The sequence below is a fragment of the Rhodobacter capsulatus genome (genome assembly GCF_005144475.1).
Lineage (GTDB): Bacteria > Pseudomonadota > Alphaproteobacteria > Rhodobacterales > Rhodobacteraceae > Rhodobacter > Rhodobacter capsulatus_C.
Genome location: NZ_SWJZ01000077.1, coordinates 1 through 20,361, shown reverse-complemented (window position 1 = coordinate 20,361; position 20,361 = coordinate 1). Strand labels below are relative to the sequence as shown.

Genomic DNA, 20,361 nt, shown 5'->3' with positions numbered 1-20,361 from the left:
ACTATAGCGATGCTATCTAAAGGAGGCCCCGATGTCCCGCTTTTCTCCCACCCGCCGCGCTGTGATGGCGGGTAGCCTGATGGCAATTGCCTGTCCCGCCATCCTGCGCGCCGCGCCGATGGGAACTGATCTGACGATCTGGGGGCCGCCCGCCGGTCCCTCGATCATTGCAGCCCACGCCGTGGCCAAGGGGGCCTTCGCCGCCCTTGCATCCAAGGCGCAATTCATCGCGTGGCGTGACCCCGATGAACTGCGTGCAGGCTTGACTTCCGGGCGGATGCAGCTGGTGATTGTTCCTGCAAATGCTGCGGCGAACCTCTACAACCGCGGTCTTGGCCTGCGCATGGTCAATGCGATGACGATGGGGCTGAACTATCTGGTGACCCGCGATCCGACGCTTGATTCCGTCGAGAAACTCGCTGGGCGCTCCATTGCGCTGCCATTTCGCAACGACACGCCCGATATTTTGCTGCGTCGGGTGCTGTCGGCGGCAGGAGTGCCAGAAGATAGCTTGTCCATCGTACACGCCGCAACGCCGATCGAGGCGGTGCAACTGCTGTTGACGGGTCGAGCCGAGGCAGCAATGCTGCCCGAACCCGCCACGACGATGGCCGAAATGCGGGCGCTGCAGGCTGGACAACAAATGTTTCGCGCCGTCGATCTGCAAGCTGAATGGGGCAAGATCACTGGACTTGGGCCGCAATTGCCGCAGGCGGGGCTGGCAGTGATGGCGGAGTTCGATGTCGCCAATCCGGGTGTAGTCGAGGCGGTGCAGGCCGCACTGGCCGCGACCTTGCCCGAAGTCTTGTCCGCACCCGCCGCCGCCGCCGTTTCGGCCAGCCCCGCCCTTGGCCTGCCCGCCCCTATCCTTGCAAAGTCGATACCACGTTCAAGCCTCACCGTGACTGCCGCCAGCCATATCCGTCCAGCATTCGAAGCGATGTTCAAGGCCGTCGCCGAAGTTGAGCCGAAAGCCATCGGCGGTAAGCTCCCCGATGACGGGTTTTACCGGCTATGACCGGGATTGCAGGCCGGTTGGGCCGCATATTGCGGTTTCTGTGGGGTGGTTGGGCTGGTCTGGCGGCCCTCGCGCTTTTGGCGGCGCTGTGGCAGGCCGGGCATGAAGCCTATGGCGAGATCGTCCTGCCCGCACCGTTAACCACGCTGCTCGCCGCCGGCACGATCCTGAAAAGTGAAGAGAACTGGGTGGTTTTTGGTCAGACCATGGGCCGAGCGTTGACCGGTTTTGCGCTTTCTGCCGCTATTGGCGGCGCTGCGGGGTTGATAGCGGGGTATTCGCCTGCGGTGTTGAGACTGGCGCGGCCGATGTTGACGGTGATCCTCGGTGTGCCGCCGATTGCCTGGCTGGTATTGGCGTTGATTTGGTTTGGCGCTTCGGACGGAATGGTGATCTTTACCATTCTGGTCGGTGTAGTGCCTTTGGTCTTTGCGGGGACCGCCGAGGGGGTGGCCAACCGCGACCGCGGTCTTGATGCAATGGCGCAGGCTTTTGGCGCGGGGCCGGTGCGGCGGTTCCTATCGGTCGGGCTGCGACAGATGCTGGCGCATCTGTTTCCCGCTCTGATGCTGGGGTTGGCCTCTGCGATCAAGGTGGCTGTGATGATCGAGGTGCTGTCCTCGGTGGGCGGCATCGGCAACGAGCTGGCCAAGGCGCGGCAATATCTGGATGTGACACAAGCGCTCGCCTGGATCGGGCTTTCGGTGGCGGGGTTGATCGTCGTCGAATATGGGCTGGTGCATCCAGTCCGCGCCGAACTGGAACGCTGGCGCGAGGCTGCCCGGCCTTGGGGAGTGAAACGATGAGCGATCCGGCATTGCGGCTTTCGGCCGTTTCGCATGTGTTCCTTGGCCGCGAGGTGGTGTCCAAAGTCGACCTTTTGGTCGGGCGTTCCGAGGTCGTGGCGCTGGTCGGCCCTTCGGGTTGCGGCAAGTCCACGCTCGTGCATCTGGCGGCGGGACTTTTGGTCCCGCGCTCGGGGCGGGTTGCGCGGGGCTATGCGCGCCATGGCATGGTGTTTCAGGAGCCACGCCTGTTGCCTTGGGCGGATGCGCTGGAAAATATAGCCTTTGCGGCGCGGCTGGCGGGGGGCGGGCGCAAACCCGCGCGCGAGGCTGCCCGTGCTGCCGCCGCGCGGGTGCATTTTGCCGCGGAAGACCTTGGCAAATACCCCTTGGAACTTTCTGGCGGGATGCGTCAGCGTATCGCCATTGCTCGCGCGCTGGTTGCCGAACCAGATTTTCTTTATTTTGATGAGCCCTTTACCGCGCTTGATGTGGCGTTGAAACGACGCATGCAGGATCTGGTGATCGCAGCCGGCGCCTCGGCAGGGCTGGCGGCTTTGTTTGTCACCCATGATCTGTCCGAGGCGGCCCGTATTGCGCATCGCATTGCAGTGATGCATCCGACCGGGCAGGGTATTGCGGGGCTGCGCGCGGTGCCGGGGCAACCCGGAAGCCGGACGGATGCAGAGATATTCGATCTGACCCGGCACTGGCAAACGAGTGATCCGCTTTTCCGCCACATTCACGACGTCGATGAAAGGCGCATCGCATGAGCGCACCCGTTCCGAACCTGTCGGGCTCTGGCTTCGTGTCCCCTGAAGTGATCAAGGCGCAACTGCGTCCGCCCCGCCATCGAGTGCTTTCGGACGAAGGCTTCCGGCTGTTTTTTCCGCTGGCTGCGCTGCATGCGGCGCTCTGGCCGTTTTTGTGGGTTGCGGTACAGGATCGTGCACTGATCGGGTCCAACGAGATTGCCCCCTCGGTCTGGCACATGCACGAGATGATTTTTGGCGCGTTTGGCGCGGCGCTGATGGGATTTCTAACGACCGCCTGGCCGGAATGGACCGATACGCCGCCTCTGCGTGGTCGCTGGCTTTGGGGCCTGGCGGGTGTTTGGGGGCTTGCGCGGATCGTTGGCCTGTTGGGGCTCGATCCGCTGACGCCGCTGGCCATGATTTGTGATCTCGGTTGGATCGCGGCGCTTTGGATGTATGGGCTGCGGCTCAGCCTTCAGACGCGATCGGATACGCTTTGGGTCTTCCTGATCTGGCTCGCCGCCTTTGGCGCGGTCGGGGCGATGATCCGTGTGCAGATGATCCGGGGCGACAGTTTTGCGGCGGGCGAGGCGGCGAAGACGGCGGGGCTTGTGTTTCTCGGGGTGCTGGGCTTGGCGCTCTCGCGTATCACAGTGCCGGTGAGCAATCTGGTCCTCGATCCCAGCGGCGACACTTCGCCCTTTCGGCCGCATCCGGGGCGGTTGAACCTGGCCACCGGGTTGGTGGCTCTGGTCATTGGGGCACGCCTTTGCGGCGCAAGCGACGCTGTGGCGGGCTGGCTTTTCATTGCTGCCGGGGCGGCGTTTCTGGACCGGGTGGCGGAGGGTTTCGTGGGCCGCGAAATGCTGCGCACGGAAATCCTCGTTCTTATGGCACCCTCGGCCCTTGCGGGGGCTGGGTTGATCTGGTTGGGCGCCACAGGGCTCGGCGCTCCGCTGACCACGGCGGGGGGCTGGCACCTGGCGCTGATGGGCGGCCTTGGTTTTGCTGTCTTGGCGGTGATGTCGATATCGGGGTTGTTTCACACCGGCCACAAGCTTCCATTGCCTCGTGCTGTCTCCGGAGCCACGGTGCTTTTGTTGTCCAGCCTTTTGCTTCGTATTTCTCCCGAAGTTGACCTGATGGAGATGTTTATTGCCCACGCCGCCGCCTCAGTCTTCTGGGCGGCCGGATTTGCGCTGTGGCTTTGGCACTACTTACCCATTTTTGCCGATGCGGACACTCTAGGAGACCATGACGGCTGTTGATTGGGTTGTGTCTCGGAAGTGGTGGAAATTTGCAGGCGGCGTAATCTCCGGGTGAGTTGCAACCACCCAGCCGGCGGCGCCAACCGCCAGGGAGATCACGCCATGATCGAGATTACCCAGAACGCCTCGCTTTCGCTACTGTCTGACGCTGCGGGCTACGACCCGATCGAAGATCGCCTTCGTGCGAGCGTCCGGGCCACGATCGAGACGATGTTCGAAGAAGAGTTGGCCGATTTTCTCGGCCGCATGCGCTATGGCCGATCCGAAGGCGCCGCGAAAGGCTATCGTCACGGGCACCGCGACCGCCAGTTGACCGGCACTTTCGGCACCGAAACCCTGCGGGTGCCGCGCGCGCGGATCGAGGCCGAAGACGGCAAGGTCACGGAATGGCGGTCGAAGGCGTTGCCGCGCTACCGCCGACTGACGAAGAAGGCAGAGGCTCTGATCGCGGCGGTCTACCTTGCGGGCACCAACACCCGTCGGGTGAAGCGGGCGCTGGTCAGCCTGTTTGAGGGCGCCGTGAGCAAGGACGTGGTCAGCCGCACCCGGGCCGAAAGTTGAAGGTGGATTGGGAGGCTTGGTCGGCGCGCAGCCTGGCCGATGAGGACATCGTGCGGTTGATCCTTGATGGCACCGTGGTTCGGACGCGCCTGGACAAGAAGGCGACGAATATCTCGGTGCTGGCGGCCCTCGGGGTGCGCCGCGACGGACAAAAAGTGCTGCTCGCCATCCAGAGTGAAGCGGTTCAGAAAACGCCCCAGTGGGGCGTTTTCCCGCTGAACGGGCGGCGAAAGCACCGCAGCTTGGGGTCAATTCCTTGCCGATCTCGATGCAAGGGGCCTGAAGTGGCCCGAATTCGTCATCGTCGATGGCGCTCCGGGGCTTGAAGCTGTGGGGCGAGGAGCTCGCCATCCAGCGTTGCACGGTCCACAAACATCGCAACCTGTTGGCTCATGCCCCCAAGCACCTCCACGACGAGTTGACCGAGGATTATCGTGACATGGTCTACGCCGACAGCGCCGCCGAGATCGAAGCGCGCCGCAAGTCGTTCGTGCGGAAATGGCGGCTCAAATGCCGGGCGGTGGCCGAGAGCCTCGAAGAAGCGGGCGAACGCCTGTTCACCTTCACCCGGCTCGACCCGTCGCAATGGAAATCGGCACGCACCACCAACGCGATCGAACGGCTAAACGAGGAATTCCGCCGCCGCATCAAGACCCAGACCGTGCTGCCCTGCGCGCAAACCGTGCCGATGCTGCTTTGGGCCATGCTCGCGGCGGGACAGATCCAGATGCGCAAGGTCGACGGGTGGGAAACCCTGTCACAGCCCCTCGAGCCGATGCCCCTTGACCTCGCTGCTTGAGAAAGCGAGCCTTGAAAGGCTCGGAGGCCGCGCGCAGGCAAGTTCCACCACCTTCGAGACACAACCTGATCTGCGGCAGATCCAGTGACACCGACGCGAGATTGATCCGCTCGACCCCACGCCAGAGCAGATTCAGTGCAAACCAGAGCGCAAGATTGGCGATCACCCCCACCGCCGCCGCAAGCGCTGCGCTCAGCAAGCGATTGGCGCGCAGCCGCTCGAGGAAGGGGGCGCCAAGGAAAATCCACGTAAAACAGGGCGATAATGTCACCCAAGTCGCCAAAAGCCCGCCCAGAGTGCCCGCGATGAGCGGCGCCTCCCAACCCGCGCTTCGAAAGGCCGCCATGAAGCCCACGAATTGCAGCGCCATGATCAAGAGCCCGGGCGCCGTTTCCGCCATGCTCAGCCCGTCCAGCATTTCGGTCGCCCGCAGCCAGCCGCAATCGGTGACCGCCGCCTGCGCCAGCACCGGATAGGCACCGCCAAAGGTCAGCATGGCGAGTTTCGAAAAGAAGAGCGCAATCGCGGTGAAAACGCTCTCGGGTGCGATCAGCCACAGTGCCGCCACCGGCACCAGCCACAAGCCAAGCGCCACGGCTTTCATCGCGGCACGGCGTTCGGAGCTGGTCGGATCGCCATGTTCTTCGCCCAAAACTGCTTCGGCATCGGCAATGACCGGACCGCCCGTCGCGCCATGCCCGCCGCGCCGAAAGCCCCGGGCGACAGCACTCCGCCCAAGGCACCAAGCGGTGCCGCCTCTGCCACGATCAGCGGAAAGGGCAGCGCAAACAGAAAGATCCCGACAAAAGTTGCCACTGCTACTGCCCGTTGCGCCCGGTTTTTCAGCGCACGTTTTGCCACCCGCGTGACCGCCTGCGCCGCGATCGCCCCGGCCTTGAGTCCAAAGAACGCCGTCGACACCAGCCCCACCTTGCCCCAAAGCGCATGGACGCAACTGAGCGCTGTAATGCCGGGAGTGATGAACAACAGCCGCCCCAGAAGCGCCCCTTTCACTCCCTGCATCAGCAAGCCGATATAAGTGGCCAATTGCTGCGCCTCGGGGCCGGGCAGCAGTATGCAGAAATTCAGCGTATGCAGGAACCGCGCATCGCCCAGCCAGCGTTTTTCCTGGGCAAGAATGCGATGCATCAGCGCGATCTGCCCCGCCGGTCCGCCAAAAGAAAGCGCCGCGATCCGTGCTCAGACAAGGGCGGCGGAGAAAAGCCCGGGCCGCTCGGGATCATAGCGCACCTTGGGCTCCTGTGTCAGGCCGAGGGAACTGCGGTTTGCCACGATGTCTCTGTCCCAGGCGGGTTGTTAAGTCCGCCGTGTCGCTTCCTTACGAGCGGGCGATTCTAGACTCTCCTCAGATCGACGCTCGCACGGTGGCGCATTTTGCCCGGGCTTGGGGCGCCTTGTCTTTGGCCAGACGGATCATCAGAAGCGCCGGGTTCGTCACCGCCGCCGCCACCGCATCTCTGGCCATCGTCGCCACCGTCGTGCGCAGCGTCTCGGGCCCGGCCTTTTCCACATTGCGGGCAATCGTCACCGGCTGGTCGGGTGCGGTGCCACACCGGATCAATTCGGCCGAGAGCCGCTCAAGCTGCGCCATCGCCATATAGAAGACTAGCGCCGTGCCCGGGCGGGCGATCTCGGCGATGTCAGTGGGCAGCTCTCCGGGACGGCAGGTGGCGGTCGCAAGCACGAGCCGATCCGTTACCCCGCGTTCGGTCAACGGCTCGCAAAGCGCCGCCGCCGCCGCCGAGGCGGCAGTGATGCCGGGGATGATCTCGAGCGCAATCCCCTGTGCGCGGGCGGCCTCAATCTCCTCGCCCGCGCGGCCAAAGACAGACGGATCGCCCGACTTCAGCCGCACCACATGGTGGCCCGCCAGTGCCTCGGCGGTGATGAAGGCATCGATCCGCTCTTGCGGCCAGGAATGCGCGCCGACCTCCTTTCCAGTCGCGATCAGCCGGGCACCGGGGCGGGCAAAGGCCAGCACCTCGAGATCGACGAGCCGGTCGTAGCAGACCACATCGGCCGCGCCGAGGCAGCGGATCGCCCGCAATGTCATCAGATCGGCGGCGCCGGGGCCAGCGCCCACAAGGCTGATCTTGCCCTTGCGCGGGGCCGAGGTGGCGGGCGTCAGGTCTTCGGGACGGGTGAGAAAGCTCATTGCGCGGCCTCTTGGCTTTGGGAGCGGGACAGCAGGGTGGCGAGTTCGGGGCGGCAGGAGCCGCAGTTGGTGCCAGCGCCAAGCGCGTGACCTATCGCCTCGACCGAGGCGAGGCCCTGATCGGCGATGGCGCGCAGGATCGTGTTCAGCCCGACATTGAGGCAGGCGCAGACGGTCGGGCCGGGATCGGGGCGGGTGGCCTCGGGCAGGCCCGCCAGGATGGCGCGGTTCGCGGTGCCAAGGTTGGCGGCCAGATGGCTGCGGGCCAGTGCCACCGGACCGGGGCCGATGAAAAGCGCGCCTGCAAGTTGCTCGCCGTCGAAAAAGGCAAAGCGATAGAGGCCTTTGGCCGGGTCGGTGACGGCCAGCGTGGGGGGGCCGAGTTGCATCAGATCCGCGGTCCACCCTGCCCAATCTGCGGGGGCCTGGCTGCCCGCCAGTTCCGCCCGCCACCCGCCGGGGATTGGTGCCTTTGCCCAATAGTCGCAGCGCGGTTGCAGATCGGCGCCCGAGATTGCAAAGCCGTACCAGCGCGCCTTGAACCGGCGGATCGCGACGGCGGCGGATTTCGACGCAGGCTGGCCCGAGACGGGATCGGTCCGCGCGGGCACCAGCGCATCGATCCGCCCCGAGGGCGCGGTCTCGCCCGTCCAGTGCATCGGCGCGAAAGGATGGCCGGGGGTGACGCGGTCCGAAATCATCACCCGCAGGATCGCGCGGCCGTAGTCATTCGTGACCTCGACCAGATCGGCGGCGGCCAAGTTCAGGCGCGCGGCATCCTTGGGGTGGAGTTCCAGGAACGGCTCGCCCAGATGCGTGGCCAGACGTGGGCTTTGCCCGGTACGGGTCATCGTGTGCCACTGATCGCGTATGCGCCCGGTGTTGAGCCGGAACGGTTGCGCGGGGCTGAGCGGTTCAGGCAGGCGGGCCGTGACGGCGATCATCCGGGCGCGCTGGTCCGGGGTGTGAAACTGCCCGGTGCCGAAGAAGCGCCCGCCCTTTTGTGCGGCCTGCGGCCAATGAGTGGGGGGAAGGGTGTCGTAATTGGCGCCCCCAAGCCCCGAGATGTCGAAATCGGACCCAAGCGCCCCCGCCACTCCGGACAGCGCGCAATATTCCGCGAAAATATCTGCGGGATCTTGCCAGTCGAAGCCGGAAAACCCCATCCGTTGCGCCATTTGCGCCAGCGCCCACCAGTCGGGCCGGGCTTGCCCGGGCGGCGGCAGAAAGGCACGCTGGCGCGAGATGCAGCGTTCGGAATTCGTCACCGTTCCCGATTTCTCGCCCCAGCCTGTCGCGGGCAGCAGCACATGGGCCAACCGCGCGGTGTCGGTTTCGGCCCAAAGATCCGAGACGACGGTGAAGTCGCAGCCCGCAATCGCTCGAGCCACCCGGTCGGCCTCGGGCATCGTCACGGCGGGGTTCGAATGCATCACCCAAAGAGCCTTGATCCGGCCCTCTTCCACGGCGCGGAACATCTCGACCGCTTTCAGGCCCGGTTTTTCCGCCATCCGCGGCGCGTTCCAGAACGTGGCGACAGCGTCGCGATGGGCGGGATTTTCGATCTCCAGATGACAGGCGAGCATGTTGGACAGCCCGCCCACTTCGCGCCCGCCCATGGCATTGGGCTGGCCCGTCACCGAAAACGGCCCCATTCCGGGGCGGCCGATGCGGCCGGTGGCGAGGTGACAGTTCAGGATCGCATTGACCTTGTCGGTGCCGGTGTCTGACTGGTTGATGCCCTGCGAATAGACGGTGACGACCTTTTCGGTCTCGGCCCAAAGCCGCAGGAAGGCGTCGAGATGGGCGGGCTCAAGGCCGGTCGCTGCGAGGGTCGAGGTCCGCGCGGCGGCAACGGCGGTGTCCAGACCGCTCACATGGTGCAAGAACGCCCGGTCAATCCGCCCGGTCTCGGCCAGATGCGCCAAAAGCAGGTTGAACAGATGCGCATCCGCGCCGGGGGCGAGCGCCAGATGCAGGTCCGCCCCCTCGCAAGTTGCGGTGCGGCGCGGATCGATCACCACGATCTTCAGCCCGGGCCGGGCGGATTTCGCCGCCATCAAGCGCTGGTGCAAAACCGGGTGGCACCAGGCCAGGTTCGAGCCGACCAGCACCACCAGATCGGCCAGTTCCAGATCTTCATATTGCCCGGGCACGGTGTCGCTGCCAAAGGCGCGGCGGTGCCCCGCCACGCTCGATGCCATGCAAAGCCTTGAATTCGTGTCGATATTACCGGAACCGATGAAGCCCTTCATCAGCTTGTTGGCGACATAGTAATCCTCGGTCAGCAATTGCCCCGAGACGTAGAAGGCCACGGCATCGGGGCCATGATCTGCGATGACAGCGGAAAACCGCGCCGCGATCAGGTCAAGCGTCTCGTCCCAGCCCATGTCCTGCCCGAAGGCGCGCGGCGCCAGAAGCCGCCCCCCGGTCGCCAGCGTCTCGCCCAAAGCCGTGCCCTTGACGCAAAGCCGCCCGCGGTTGGCGGGGTGGTCGGGGTCGCCCTTGATCCTCACGCCCCTGGCCGTGGGCGTCGCGATCACGCCGCAACCGACACCGCAATAGGGGCAGGTGGTCCGGGTCATGCCACCCGTCCCCGCAAACAGGTTTCGGAGAGCAGCACTCGCCCCCCCTCGATCCGCGCGGCATGGGTGGCGACCGATCCGCTGTCGGCGCCCTGCGCCAGTCCCGTGGCCAGATCGAAGACCCAGCCGTGCAGCGGGCAGGTGACCTCGGTGCCATGCACGATGCCCTCTGACAAGGGGCCGCCCCTGTGCGGGCAGCGGTCGTCCATCGCAAAGACCTGATCGTCAAGCGTGCGAAAGACCGCAACGCAGCCCGAGGGGGTTTTTACCACCCGCGCCCCTTGCCGGGGGATGTCGTCGAGTGCGGCGATGTCGATGAACGCGGTCATTCGGCGGCCCCCAATACTGCGGCGGGTTGAGACAGATCGGCGACGGGCGCCCAATCGGCGGGTTTCGCGGCCAGTTCCGCCCAAGGGTCGACACGGTAGATCGACTGGCTTTCCTCGAAGCGATCCGCCAGCGCCTTGCGGGTGTCCGGGTCCTTGACCTGCGCGCGACACCACTCCAGCCCCACCTTAGCGACCCATTTGTGGACCCGGTGCAAGTAACGGGCGTTTTCGCGGTAAAGCTGGGTGAAGGCGGCAATGGCCTGCATCGCCTCGGCCTCGGTGGCCACGGTCAGCAGCAGTTCGGTTTCCTTCACTTCCAGCCCCGCCGCGCCCGCGACGGAAATCTGATAGCCGCTCTCGACGCAGATCACGCCGATGTCCTTGCAGGTGGCCTCGGCGCAGTTCCGCGGGCAGCCCGAAACCCCGAGTTTCAGTTTCGCAGGCGTCCAGGACCCCCACAAAAGCTGTTCCAACTTGATGCCAAGCCCGGTCGAATCCTGCGTGCCGAAGCGGCAATACTGCTCGCCGACGCAGGTTTTCACCGTCCGCAGCCCCTTGGAATAGGCGTGCCCCGAGACCATGCCGGCGGCGTTCAGATCCGACCAGATCGCGGGCAGATCCTCTTTCTTCACCCCCAAAAGGTCGATGCGCTGCCCGCCCGTGACCTTGACCATCGGCACGGCGTATTTTTCCGCCGCGTCGGCAATCGCGCGCAACTCAGTGGGCGTGGTGACGCCCCCCCACATCCGCGGCACCACGGAATAAGTGCCGTCTTTCTGGATATTGGCATGGTTGCGTTCGTTCACGAAGCGGCTTTGCCGGTCATCAGTATAGTCGAAGGGCCAGTCGCAAAGCAGGTAATAGTTCAGCGCCGGACGGCACGACGCACAGCCGCCCGAGGTCTTCCAGCCCAGTTCCTGCATCACCGCCGGGATCGATTTCAGCCCCTGCGCCTTGATCAGCCGCCGTACGTCTTCATGCGTGTGATCGGTGCATTTGCACATCGGCGGATTTTCGACCGGCTTGAACGCGGCCCCCAGCGTCAGCGCCATCACCTTTTCGACGAGCCCGGTGCAGGTGCCACAAGACGCCGAGGCCTTGGTCACCGCCCGCACCGCGTCAAGCGTCTTTGCCCCGCCTTCGACGGCCTGCACGATCTTGCCCTTGCACACGCCGTTGCAGCCGCAAATCTCCGCCTCAGGCGGCAAGGCTGCAACGGCTGCGAGAGGGTCCGCGGCGGCCCCCCCGCTGAAGGCCGGGCCAAAGATCAACGTGTCACGGGCCGCCGTGACATCCTCGCCCGTCTTGATCTTGTCGAAGAACCAGGCGCCATCGGCGGTGTCACCATACATCACCGCGCCGATGAGCTTTTCACCCTCGAGGATCAACCGCTTGTAGACCCCCCGGCCGGGATCGCGGAAGACGATATCCTCGCGCCCCGGGGCGTCGGCAAAATCGCCCGCGCTGAACAGATCGACGCCGGTGACCTTGAGCTTCGTCGCGGTCTGCACCGGACGGAAGGCGGCCTCGGTGCCCAGAAGCGTCGCCGCCAGCACCTTCGCCTGATCGTAAAGCGGCGCGACAAGACCGAACAGCTGGCCCCGATGTTCGACACATTCGCCAAGCGCGAAGATCGCGGTGTCATTGGTCTGCATCTGGTCGCTGACGACCAACCCCCGGTTCACCTCCAGCCCCGCATCATTGGCAAGCCGCGTCTCGGGGCGGATGCCGATCGCCATGCAGACCAGATCGGCCGGGTAGGTGGTGCCATCATCGAGCAAAACCGCCTCGACCCGGTCATTGCCCAAAATCGCCCTGGTCGCGCCTTTGCAATGCACCTTGATGCCCCGGCGCTCCAGATCGCGTTGCAGAAGATAGCCCGCTGCGGGGTCAAGCTGACGCTCCATCAGATGGCCCATCAGGTGGATCACCATCACCTCGGCGCCGCGTGCAGCCATGCCGGCGGCGGCTTCAAGGCCCAAAAGACCGCCGCCGATCACCACGGCCTTGGCCCCGGGGGCCGAAGCGGCGATCATCGCGTTCGTATCTTCAAGGTCGCGATAGGCGACGACGCCGGGCAAGTCCTTGCCCGGAACCGGCAGCAGGAACGGCGCTGATCCGGTCGAGATCACCAGCTTGTCATAGGGCACGCCGCCCGCGTTGGAATAAACGATGCGGTTCACCCGGTCGATTTTCACCACCGGCTCGCCAAAACGACAATCGACCGCGCGCGCCGCATACCAATCGGCATCATGGGTGACGATCTCGGCATAAGTCTTTTCGCCCGAAAGCACGGGGGACAGCATCAGCCGGTTATAGTTCCCGCGCGGCTCGGCGTTGAACAGCGTCACGTCAAAGGCGTCCGGAGCCTCCTCGAAGATGTGTTCCAGCATCCGGCCCGAGGCCATGCCCGCGCCGATCACCACAAGTCTTTGTTTCATGGGGCTTACTCCGCGGCTTCCACCAGCCGATGGCGTTCATAAAGGAAGCGCAGCACGCTTTCGCGGGCGCGCAGATAGGTCGGATCCGAGGCAAGCGTGATGCGGTTGCGCGGTCGGGGGATCGCGATCGAAAGCACCTCACCGATCGTCGCGGCGGGGCCGTTCGTCATCATCACGATCCGGTCGGCCAGCAGCACCGCCTCGTCCACGTCATGGGTGATCATCAGCATGGTGTTTTGCAACCGGGCATGGATATCCATCACCGCGTCTTGCAGATGGGCGCGGGTGAGCGCGTCCAACGCGCCGAATGGCTCGTCGAGGAGCAGGATCTTCGGCTCTATCGCCAGCGCGCGCGCAATGCCGACGCGCTGTTTCATGCCGCCCGAAATCTCGCCGGGGCGCTTGTCCATCGCATGAGTCATGTGGACGAGATCAAGGTTCTCGACGATCCAGTCGTGCTTTTCCGCCTTCGACTTCCTGCGCCCGAACACCTTGTCCACCGCCAGCTTCACATTGTCATAAACGGTGAGCCAGGGCAGCAGCGAGTGGTTCTGGAACACGATGGCGCGGTCGGGGCCGGGTGCGTTCACCTCGGCGCCTTCGAGCTTGATCGCCCCGGTCGTGACCTGCGTCAGCCCGCCCACCAGATTGAGCAACGTCGATTTCCCGCAGCCGGAATGGCCGATGATCGAGACGAATTCGCCCTTTTCGATATCCAGCCGCACATCTTGCAGCACCACATTCTCGCGGCCCCCGGCAGCCGGGAAGCTTTTCACCACGCGGTCGATTTTCAGATAGCTCATGGTGCCCTCACATTGTCCCGCGGCTGACGACCCGGCCGATGAAAGCCACAAGCCGGTCCAACGCAAATCCGGTGGCGCCGATGTAAAGCAGCGCAACGAAGATGTCGGTCAGCATCGACGAATTCCACGCGTCCCAGATGAAGAAGCCGATCCCGACCCCGCCGGTGAGCATCTCGGCCGCGACGATGGCAAGCCAGGCAAGGCCCACCCCGATGCGCAGGCCCGAAAAGATATAGGGCGCGGCCGCGTGAACCATGATTTTCGTGAAGAACTCCAGCGGGTTGAGCCGCAACACGGCGGCAACGTTGCGATAGTCCTGCGGGATCGCCCGGACGCCTGCGGCGGTGTTGATCAGGATGGGCCAGATCGCGGTGATGAAGATCACGAAGATCGCCGAGGGGCGGGAGTCCATGAACGCCGCCAGGCTGATCGGCAGCCAAGCGAGCGGCGGCACGGTGCGCAACACCTGAAACAGCGGATCGACGCCGCGCATCAGCCAGGCCGATTGGCCCAGCACCGCGCCGACGATCACCCCCACCAGGGCGGAAAGGCCGAAGCCGACGCCCACCCGTTCGAGCGAGGTCAGCACCCGCCAGCCCAGCCCAATGTCCTGCGAGCCCGCGACGTAGAACGGATGCACGATCAGATCGCCCGAGGTCTGCCAGATGTCCATCGGCGAGGGCAGCGGCGCCCCGGGGGCAGACAGTGCCTGCCAGATCCCCAGCACCGCCAGCACCACCAGAACCGGCGGGATCACGGTTTCCACGAGCGGCTGTTGCAGCCGCTTGAGGATCGGTTTGCGCGCGGGCGCAGGCAAGGCCACGACCTTTGCGGCGGGGGCCTTGGCCGTCCCCTTGGGTTTCAGAACGCTCACCCCCATCGCTTACACCATCGCCTTGATCGAGAGGCTGTCGAGATAGGCCGCAGGATTAGCCGGATCGAAGTTCTTGCCATCAAAGAAGGTCTCGATGCCGCGACTGTCGCCCAGACCAGTCGTGGGCAGGCCAAGCTCGGTCGCCGCCGCCAGCCACAGATCCGAACGGTTGGTTTTCGCCACCAGCGCGGCGGCATCCAGATCGCCCGGCAGATAGCCCCAGCGCTTGTTCTCGGTGATGAACCACGTATCGAGCGATTTCCACGGGAACGAAGTCGAGCCATTCTCGCCCCAGAACCGCATCGCCAGATCGGGGCGGCTCTCCACCCTTCCGTTGCCATAGTCGATCTCGCCCTTCAGACGGCCCAGGATGTCGGGCACCGGCACCTTCATCCACTGCCGCTCCGAGATGATCTGCGCCATCTCCTCCTTGTTCTCGGCGGCCTCGCACCAGATCTGCGCCTCCATCACCGCCATCAGGATCGCTTTCGTGGCGTTCGGATTCGCATCGACCCAGTCAGCGCGCATGCCGAGCACCTTTTCGGGGTGTTTCGCCCAGATCTCGCCTGTCGTGCAGGCGGTGAAGCCGATGCCCTGATTGACCAGTTGCGCGTTCCACGGTTCGCCGACGCAGAAGGCCTCCATGTTACCGACCTTCATGTTCGCCACCATCTGCGGCGGCGGCACGACGATCAGATCGACGTCCCTGGTCGGATCGATCCCGCCCGCGGCCAGCCAGTAGCGCATCCACAGATCATGGGTGCCGCCGGGGAAGGTCATCGCCACCGGAACCTCGGCCCCCACCGCTTTCTTGGCAGCGAAAATCTCTTTCAGCGGCGCGGAGTTCAGCCCTACGCCCTTGTCGGCATAGGCCTGGGTGACCGAGATGCCCTGGCACTGCTCATTGAGCCCCATCAGGTTGTACATCGGCAGCGGCACGCCGCCCTGCATCACCTTGCCGGTCGCATAAAGATGCACCTTGGGGCGCAGGATATGGCCGCCGTCGATGCCGCCATTGGCCGAACCCAGCGCCATGTTGTCGCGCGTCGCGCCCCAACTTGCCTGTTTGACGATCTTCATCTCGGGCAGCCCATGTTTCGCAAAAAGGCCCTTTTCGAGCGCGATGATCAAGGGCGCCGCATCGGTGAGCGCGATATAGCCCAGCGTCGCCCCGGTCACTTCGGGGAGGGTGGTCGTGGCGAAGGCCCCGCCCGGGATCAGCGAGGCGGCGGCGGCCGTAGCCGAAGTGGCAAGGAAGCGGCGGCGGGTAAGGAAATGGGTCATGGTCGGTCCTGTCAGTGCCCGGAGGGCATGAGGGCAACGCAAATGAGCACCAGCAACGAACGATCCTTTCGGAAAGCACGAAGGGTGGCGTCGTTGCCGATTTCTGGGAGGCCGCGTCCTTGCGGCAGGATCGATCCGAAGCGCCGTTGCTTCGATCATATAGCCAGCTTGCCCTCGGGCAGGTGTCCGGTCAAGCGCTGCAGGGAGATTTTGCGCCCGCAGCATTCGCATCGTGCAGATGCAGTGCAAACGGACCTTTCCGGGGTCCGTTTGGTGCAATTTTCAGCGAAGTTGAAAATCCGGGTCGAAAGTCGCGCCGTCAAAGAAGGCGTCGGGGCCCAGAATCATCGTGCCATCCTCGGCCCGGGCGGGGGTCGGGGCGGCGAGTGCACCTTCGATGCGCGCCGAAGCCGCAGGCAGATCGGCACCGACCGGGCGCAGGGCGGCGCGGTACAGATCAGTGCGGAATGCAGCCTTTGCCGCCGCCATCGCGGCAACCGGATCGAGCCCCTGCGCCGCGGCGATGCCCTGCGCCAGCAGCGCAGCAAGCGAACGCCAGGGGAAATTCGCTGCCCCCTCGTGAAAGCGGATGAAGCCCGGGCAGGGGCGGATGTCCCCCGCGGCCGAAATGTGCAGCCGCCCCAGAAGGCCGCGTTCGCACAGTTCCGGCGTCAGGTTCAGATAGGCGGGCCGGGCCAGGATCTCGGCCGCGGTGGCGCGGTTTTCCGGCACGTCGAGCCAGCGGCAGGCCCGCCAGACTGCCCGGATCAGCCGCGCGGTTTCCTCTGGCCGGGTCTCGGCGAAGCGATGCGTGACGACAAGGCCCTTTTCCGGCGCCGCCTGCCAGATCGCCCGACCCGCAACCAGCAAAGCGCCCGCCGCCGTCTCGACCGCATGCGAGGCCCAGGGTTCGCCGACGCAAAATGCATCGACCTCGCCCGAGGCCAGCGCGGCGGCCATCTGCGGAGGCGGCACGGTGCGGATGGTGAGCCGTGCGACCAGATCGGTGCCCGCCACGAAGCGGCGCACCAGTTCTGCCTGGGTGGAAAACGGGAATGGCACGCCGATCACCAGCGGCCCTTCGGTCACACCAGCCAGCGCATCGCGGGCCGCGGCCGGATCGTCGAACCCGAAGCCATGGCCGACGTCGCGCAGCCGCGCCGCAAGCGCGGCACTGACCGCAATCGCCTGCCCCCCCTGCGACAGCACCATGAGCAGATCGAAATCAGGGCTTGCCGGGCCCAGCCCCATGCGCTGCGCGACCGGCATCGGCACCAGCATCTGCGCCGCCGCAATCGCCCCCATCGCAAGCATGTCACGCGCCTGTGACCAGTTCGCCATCCGCGTCAGATCAAGCGCCAGCCCCTCTTCGGCGGCAAAACCGAGCTCCTCGGCGATGATCAGCGGCGCCGCATCGATCAGCGGCAGATAGCCCAGACCCAGAGAGACAAGGCTCATGACAAAAGTCCCGCCGCCATCACCAGTTGCCCCGCGATCTCGGCCACGCGTGTCTTGCGGTCCATCGCGGTCTTTCGCAGCAGCGCATAGGCGGCCTCCTCGTCGATGCCCCTTGATTTCATCAAGATCGCCTTCGCCCGGTCGATGATCTTGCGATCTTCAAGCGCCGCCTTGGTCGCCGCCAGTTCCGCGCGCATTTTCGAGACCATGTGAAACCGCGCGATCGCGGCATCAAGGATCGGCTTGATCCGCTCGGGTTGCAGCCCGTCGACGACATAGGCCGAGACCCCGGCCTCGATCGCGGCCCGTGTCAGATGTGCGTCGGATTGATCGACGAACATCGCCACCGGACGGTCGAGCGGGCCGGACGCCAGCGCCAGATCCTCAAGCACATCGCGCGAGGGGTCGGCCACTTCGATCAGCACGATGTCGGGGGCGACCTCGGCGATGCGCCGCGCCAGCCCGCCGGTCTGGGTCAGCACCGTCACCTCATGCGGCCCCGCCGCGGCGATCCCCTCGACGATCTTTTGCGCGCGGTCGTGGTCTTTCTCGACGATCAGGATGGAGAGGCGGGTCATCTGGGCTCCTTGCGGGCAAACTATCGGTGCCTCAGCGCCGCCGGGCAAGCCGTCGCCGATCTCCGCCGCGCGGCTGGTGCCGGATGTTCCAAAAAATGGGCCTAGTTCAGGTCATCGCCCAAATTCAGGGCGCAGGCGAAAGAAAACGCTGGCTGCGCAGGCAATCTTCAAGCGTGTAGCCGTTCAGAAAGTCATAGTACTGGTTCTGCGCCCCGGCCAAAACTCCCTTGAGGCCGCAGATAGGCTCGATCACGCATTGCCCCTCGGGGGCGAAACAGGCCACGATTGGTTGGCGCTCCTCAAAGTGACGCACAACGGCGCCAATGCGGATCTCTGTGGCGGGACGAGCAAGCCGAACACCTCCGTGGGGGCCCTTGAGCGTGCGCGCGAACCCTCCTGCCACCAGAGCTTGCACAACTTTTTGCAGATGATTGCGTGAAATTTCGAGATCGCGCGACATTGTCTCGGTGTTCACCAGACGCTCGGGATCTGTTGCCAGAAAAAGCAGCGCCCGAAGCGCAAAATCAGTCGATGCGAGAAGATGCATGGCCGCGCTCCTTGGCAATAAGCGCGGTGTGGCGTCGCACTTATTGTGGAGTTTGTGATACCAGATTGCGTTGCTGGATAAATTGGTATTGCAAATACCACGATAGACATCCTTCCCTGAAAGGTCTCCCAATGTATTGTATCCAATGCGAACAGACGCTTCACACCGCGACCGGCACCGGCTGCCGCTTTGCCCGGGGCGATTGCGGCAAGACGGCTGTCATTTCCGATCAGCAAGATGCGCTGGTTGCGGCGCTGCTGGCGGTGTCGAGCCATGCCGATGCCGCACGCAAGGTCGGGCTGATCGATGCCGAGGTCGATGCTTTCGTGCCGCAGGCGCTTTTTGCCACGCTGACCAATGTCAATTTCGACCCCGAGCGGCTGGCGGGCTATATCCGCAAGGCGCAGGAGTTGCGCAATCGGCTGCGGCTGGCCTTGGCGGGCAAGCCGCTGGCGCTGCCCGCTTTGGCCGATGCCGACTGGCCCTTCGCGGCGGCGCAACAGGCCGAGGCGGGCAAGATCGTCGCGCTCAACCGCGATGCGGCGCGGATCGGCGAGGATGTGCTGGGGCTGCGGCTTTTGTGTCTTTACGGGCTCAAGGGGATTGCCGCCTATATGGAACATGCCCGGGTGCTGGGGCAGACCGATGCGCAGGTGGCGGCGGGCTTTCATGCCCACATGGCGTATCTTGCCACCGAACCCACGGATTCCACGGGGCTTTTTGCCGAGGCGCTGGCGATCGGCAGGCTGAACTTCCGGGTGATGGAGATGCTGGACGCGGGCGCCACCGGCACCTTCGGCGATCCGCGACCGACGCCGGTGAACCGCCGTCCCGTGGCAGGCAAGGCGATTCTGGTCTCGGGCCATGACCTGCACGACCTGTTGCGCATTCTCGAACAGACCGCGGGGCGCGGCATCAATGTCTATACCCATGGCGAGATGCTGCCCGCGCATGGCTATCCGGCCTTCCATGCCCACCCGCATCTGGTCGGCAATTACGGCAGCGCCTGGCAAAACCAGCAGGCGGAATTTGCCGCCTTTCCGGGGGTCATCGTGATGACTTCGAACTGTCTGATCGATCCGCGCACCGGCGCCTATCAGGACCGGATCTTCACCCGCTCGATCGTCGGCTGGCCGGGGGTGCGCCATATCGAGGGCGAGGATTTCGCCGAGGTCATCGCCTGTGCCGAGGCGCTGCCCGGTTTCGCTGCGACCGAGGCGCCGGTCACCCAGCTGACCGGTTTTGGCCGCAATGCGCTGATGACGGCGGCGCCTGCGGTGATCGAGCGTGTCAAGGCGGGCAAGATCCGGCATTTCTACCTGATCGGCGGCTGTGACGGCGCCCGGGCCGAGCGGGCCTATTACGCCGATCTGGCGCGGATGCTGCCGCAAGATACGGTGGTGCTGACGCTGGGCTGCGGCAAGTTCCGGCTGGATGGCATCGATTTCGGCACCGTGGACGGGCTGCCGCGGCTGCTTGATGTGGGCCAATGCAACGATGCCTATGCCGCGATCCGGCTGGCGCTGGCGCTGGCCGAGGCTTTCGATTGCGGCGTCAACGATCTGCCCTTGACGCTGGTGCTGTCGTGGTTCGAGCAAAAGGCGATCGTGATCTTGCTGACGCTGCTGACACTTGGGGTCAGGGATATCCGCGTCGGGCCGACCGCGCCCGGTTTTCTCACGCCAAACCTGATCGCGACCTTGAATGCGCAATTCGGGCTGCGGCTGATCTCGACGCCCGAGGAAACGATGGTCGAAACGCTGAGCGCATAAGGCGGGCCGAGGACCCGGCAAAGCAGTGGAGTGGCTTTGGGCCGCCCCAGTGCGTCGGGTCGCTCGATGCGGATTGCGCGACAGGATAAGCGCAGCCTTGCGCTTATCCTCCCGTCATTGGTGGAAAGAAGGCGACTTCACGCCCGCCCGCCAAGGACGCGTCGAAATCTGCCAAGCCCTGATCAATCGCGACGCACAGCGCCGAGGTATCTGAGCAGGCAGCATCATAGCGCGGATCTTTCGCGACCAGATCGGCCACGGTCGCGGCCTCGGTGTCCAGCCGCTCGCGCGGGTGCCCGATCCGCTCGCGGACCCAGGCGAAATAGAC

Annotated in this window: 17 protein-coding genes and 2 pseudogenes; 6 read left to right on the top strand and 13 right to left on the bottom strand. The window is 64.9% G+C overall.

What is annotated here, in order from left to right; translation table 11 throughout:
* The first annotated feature begins 31 nt into the window (after positions 1–31).
* The 5 genes and pseudogenes from FBT96_RS16050 (at position 32) to FBT96_RS16030 (ending at position 5,186) form a co-directional block, all read left to right on the top strand.
* The gene (locus FBT96_RS16050; RefSeq protein ID WP_136908381.1) at positions 32–1,018 is read left to right on the top strand and encodes an ABC transporter substrate-binding protein; all 987 of its coding nucleotides are present in this window, start codon (positions 32–34) and stop codon (positions 1,016–1,018) included.
* Positions 1,015–1,824 (top strand): ABC transporter permease, encoded by an 810-nt coding sequence (locus tag FBT96_RS16045; protein ID WP_136908380.1) that lies wholly within the window; start codon positions 1,015–1,017, stop codon positions 1,822–1,824. Before FBT96_RS16050 ends, FBT96_RS16045 begins: the two co-directional genes overlap by 4 nt.
* On the top strand, positions 1,821–2,576 hold the full coding sequence (locus FBT96_RS16040; protein ID WP_136908378.1) for an ABC transporter ATP-binding protein: 756 nt from the start codon (positions 1,821–1,823) through the stop codon (positions 2,574–2,576). The genes FBT96_RS16045 and FBT96_RS16040 overlap by 4 nt, the downstream gene beginning before the upstream one ends.
* Positions 2,573–3,826, top strand: a complete 1,254-nt coding sequence (locus FBT96_RS16035; protein WP_169583523.1) for an NnrS family protein — start codon at positions 2,573–2,575, stop codon at positions 3,824–3,826. Before FBT96_RS16040 ends, FBT96_RS16035 begins: the two co-directional genes overlap by 4 nt.
* A 102-nt stretch (positions 3,827–3,928) precedes the next feature.
* A pseudogene (locus tag FBT96_RS16030) lies at positions 3,929–5,186 on the top strand (IS256 family transposase).
* A 172-nt stretch (positions 5,187–5,358) separates the two neighbouring features.
* Here the strand turns inward: FBT96_RS16030 and FBT96_RS21345 are convergent.
* The 12 genes and pseudogenes from FBT96_RS21345 to FBT96_RS15975 all read right to left on the bottom strand — a co-directional run.
* Positions 5,359–5,682: pseudogene (locus FBT96_RS21345) on the bottom strand (chromate transporter); the annotation flags it as partial.
* A gap of 104 nt (positions 5,683–5,786) precedes the next feature.
* Positions 5,787–6,335, bottom strand: coding sequence for a chromate transporter (locus tag FBT96_RS21340; RefSeq protein ID WP_249306529.1), 549 nt, complete (start codon positions 6,333–6,335; stop codon positions 5,787–5,789).
* Positions 6,336–6,552: 217 nt separating this feature from the next.
* Entirely contained in the window at positions 6,553–7,362 is an 810-nt protein-coding gene (gene cobA / locus FBT96_RS16020) for a uroporphyrinogen-III C-methyltransferase (RefSeq protein ID WP_136908376.1), read from the bottom strand.
* Positions 7,359–9,947 carry a nitrate reductase gene (locus FBT96_RS16015; protein WP_136908373.1) on the bottom strand — a complete coding sequence of 863 codons (2,589 nt, stop codon included), beginning with the start codon at positions 9,945–9,947 and terminating at the stop codon, positions 7,359–7,361. Before FBT96_RS16015 ends, cobA begins: the two co-directional genes overlap by 4 nt.
* Positions 9,944–10,276, bottom strand: a complete 333-nt coding sequence (gene nirD, locus FBT96_RS16010) for a nitrite reductase small subunit NirD (RefSeq protein WP_136908371.1) — start codon at positions 10,274–10,276, stop codon at positions 9,944–9,946. The genes FBT96_RS16015 and nirD overlap by 4 nt, the downstream gene beginning before the upstream one ends.
* Positions 10,273–12,717 carry a nitrite reductase large subunit NirB gene (gene nirB / locus FBT96_RS16005; RefSeq protein ID WP_136908369.1) on the bottom strand — a complete coding sequence of 815 codons (2,445 nt, stop codon included), beginning with the start codon at positions 12,715–12,717 and terminating at the stop codon, positions 10,273–10,275. Before nirB ends, nirD begins: the two co-directional genes overlap by 4 nt.
* Before the next feature lie 5 nt (positions 12,718–12,722).
* Positions 12,723–13,520, bottom strand: a complete 798-nt coding sequence (locus FBT96_RS16000) for an ABC transporter ATP-binding protein (RefSeq protein ID WP_136908367.1) — start codon at positions 13,518–13,520, stop codon at positions 12,723–12,725.
* Positions 13,521–13,527: 7 nt separating this feature from the next.
* Positions 13,528–14,400 (bottom strand): nitrate ABC transporter permease, encoded by an 873-nt coding sequence (ntrB, locus tag FBT96_RS15995; protein WP_136908365.1) that lies wholly within the window; start codon positions 14,398–14,400, stop codon positions 13,528–13,530.
* A gap of 3 nt (positions 14,401–14,403) precedes the next feature.
* The gene (locus tag FBT96_RS15990; protein ID WP_136908363.1) at positions 14,404–15,678 is read right to left on the bottom strand and encodes a CmpA/NrtA family ABC transporter substrate-binding protein; all 1,275 of its coding nucleotides are present in this window, start codon (positions 15,676–15,678) and stop codon (positions 14,404–14,406) included.
* A gap of 282 nt (positions 15,679–15,960) precedes the next feature.
* Positions 15,961–17,136 (bottom strand): ABC transporter substrate-binding protein, encoded by a 1,176-nt coding sequence (locus FBT96_RS15985; RefSeq protein ID WP_136908362.1) that lies wholly within the window; start codon positions 17,134–17,136, stop codon positions 15,961–15,963.
* Positions 17,133–17,714 carry an ANTAR domain-containing response regulator gene (locus tag FBT96_RS15980; protein WP_136908360.1) on the bottom strand — a complete coding sequence of 194 codons (582 nt, stop codon included), beginning with the start codon at positions 17,712–17,714 and terminating at the stop codon, positions 17,133–17,135. Before FBT96_RS15980 ends, FBT96_RS15985 begins: the two co-directional genes overlap by 4 nt.
* A gap of 124 nt (positions 17,715–17,838) precedes the next feature.
* Positions 17,839–18,261 (bottom strand): RrF2 family transcriptional regulator, encoded by a 423-nt coding sequence (locus tag FBT96_RS15975; RefSeq protein WP_212635398.1) that lies wholly within the window; start codon positions 18,259–18,261, stop codon positions 17,839–17,841.
* A 131-nt stretch (positions 18,262–18,392) separates the two neighbouring features.
* Here FBT96_RS15975 and hcp point away from each other — a divergent pair, with 131 nt between their 5' ends.
* Positions 18,393–20,033, top strand: coding sequence for a hydroxylamine reductase (gene hcp, locus FBT96_RS15970; protein ID WP_136908358.1), 1,641 nt, complete (start codon positions 18,393–18,395; stop codon positions 20,031–20,033).
* A gap of 103 nt (positions 20,034–20,136) precedes the next feature.
* Here hcp and FBT96_RS15965 read toward each other — a convergent pair.
* The coding region (locus FBT96_RS15965) for a MoaD/ThiS family protein (RefSeq protein WP_136908356.1) at positions 20,137–20,361 on the bottom strand (225 nt) is incomplete at its 5' end.

Bases quoted from the DNA above. Each gene is read 5' to 3' on its own strand.
- FBT96_RS16050 (WP_136908381.1), top strand. From the start codon at position 32: ATGTCCCGCTTTTCTCCCACCCGCCGCGCTGTGATGGCGGGTAGCCTG.
- FBT96_RS16045 (WP_136908380.1), top strand. From the start codon at position 1,015: ATGACCGGGATTGCAGGCCGGTTGGGCCGCATATTGCGGTTTCTGTGG.
- FBT96_RS16040 (WP_136908378.1), top strand. From the start codon at position 1,821: ATGAGCGATCCGGCATTGCGGCTTTCGGCCGTTTCGCATGTGTTCCTT.
- FBT96_RS16035 (WP_169583523.1), top strand. From the start codon at position 2,573: ATGAGCGCACCCGTTCCGAACCTGTCGGGCTCTGGCTTCGTGTCCCCT.
- FBT96_RS21340 (WP_249306529.1), bottom strand. From the start codon at position 6,335: ATGCATCGCATTCTTGCCCAGGAAAAACGCTGGCTGGGCGATGCGCGG.
- cobA (WP_136908376.1), bottom strand. From the start codon at position 7,362: ATGAGCTTTCTCACCCGTCCCGAAGACCTGACGCCCGCCACCTCGGCC.
- FBT96_RS16015 (WP_136908373.1), bottom strand. From the start codon at position 9,947: ATGACCCGGACCACCTGCCCCTATTGCGGTGTCGGTTGCGGCGTGATC.
- nirD (WP_136908371.1), bottom strand. From the start codon at position 10,276: ATGACCGCGTTCATCGACATCGCCGCACTCGACGACATCCCCCGGCAA.
- nirB (WP_136908369.1), bottom strand. From the start codon at position 12,717: ATGAAACAAAGACTTGTGGTGATCGGCGCGGGCATGGCCTCGGGCCGG.
- FBT96_RS16000 (WP_136908367.1), bottom strand. From the start codon at position 13,520: ATGAGCTATCTGAAAATCGACCGCGTGGTGAAAAGCTTCCCGGCTGCC.
- ntrB (WP_136908365.1), bottom strand. From the start codon at position 14,400: ATGGGGGTGAGCGTTCTGAAACCCAAGGGGACGGCCAAGGCCCCCGCC.
- FBT96_RS15990 (WP_136908363.1), bottom strand. From the start codon at position 15,678: ATGACCCATTTCCTTACCCGCCGCCGCTTCCTTGCCACTTCGGCTACG.
- FBT96_RS15985 (WP_136908362.1), bottom strand. From the start codon at position 17,136: ATGAGCCTTGTCTCTCTGGGTCTGGGCTATCTGCCGCTGATCGATGCG.
- FBT96_RS15980 (WP_136908360.1), bottom strand. From the start codon at position 17,714: ATGACCCGCCTCTCCATCCTGATCGTCGAGAAAGACCACGACCGCGCG.
- FBT96_RS15975 (WP_212635398.1), bottom strand. From the start codon at position 18,261: ATGCATCTTCTCGCATCGACTGATTTTGCGCTTCGGGCGCTGCTTTTT.
- hcp (WP_136908358.1), top strand. From the start codon at position 18,393: ATGTATTGTATCCAATGCGAACAGACGCTTCACACCGCGACCGGCACC.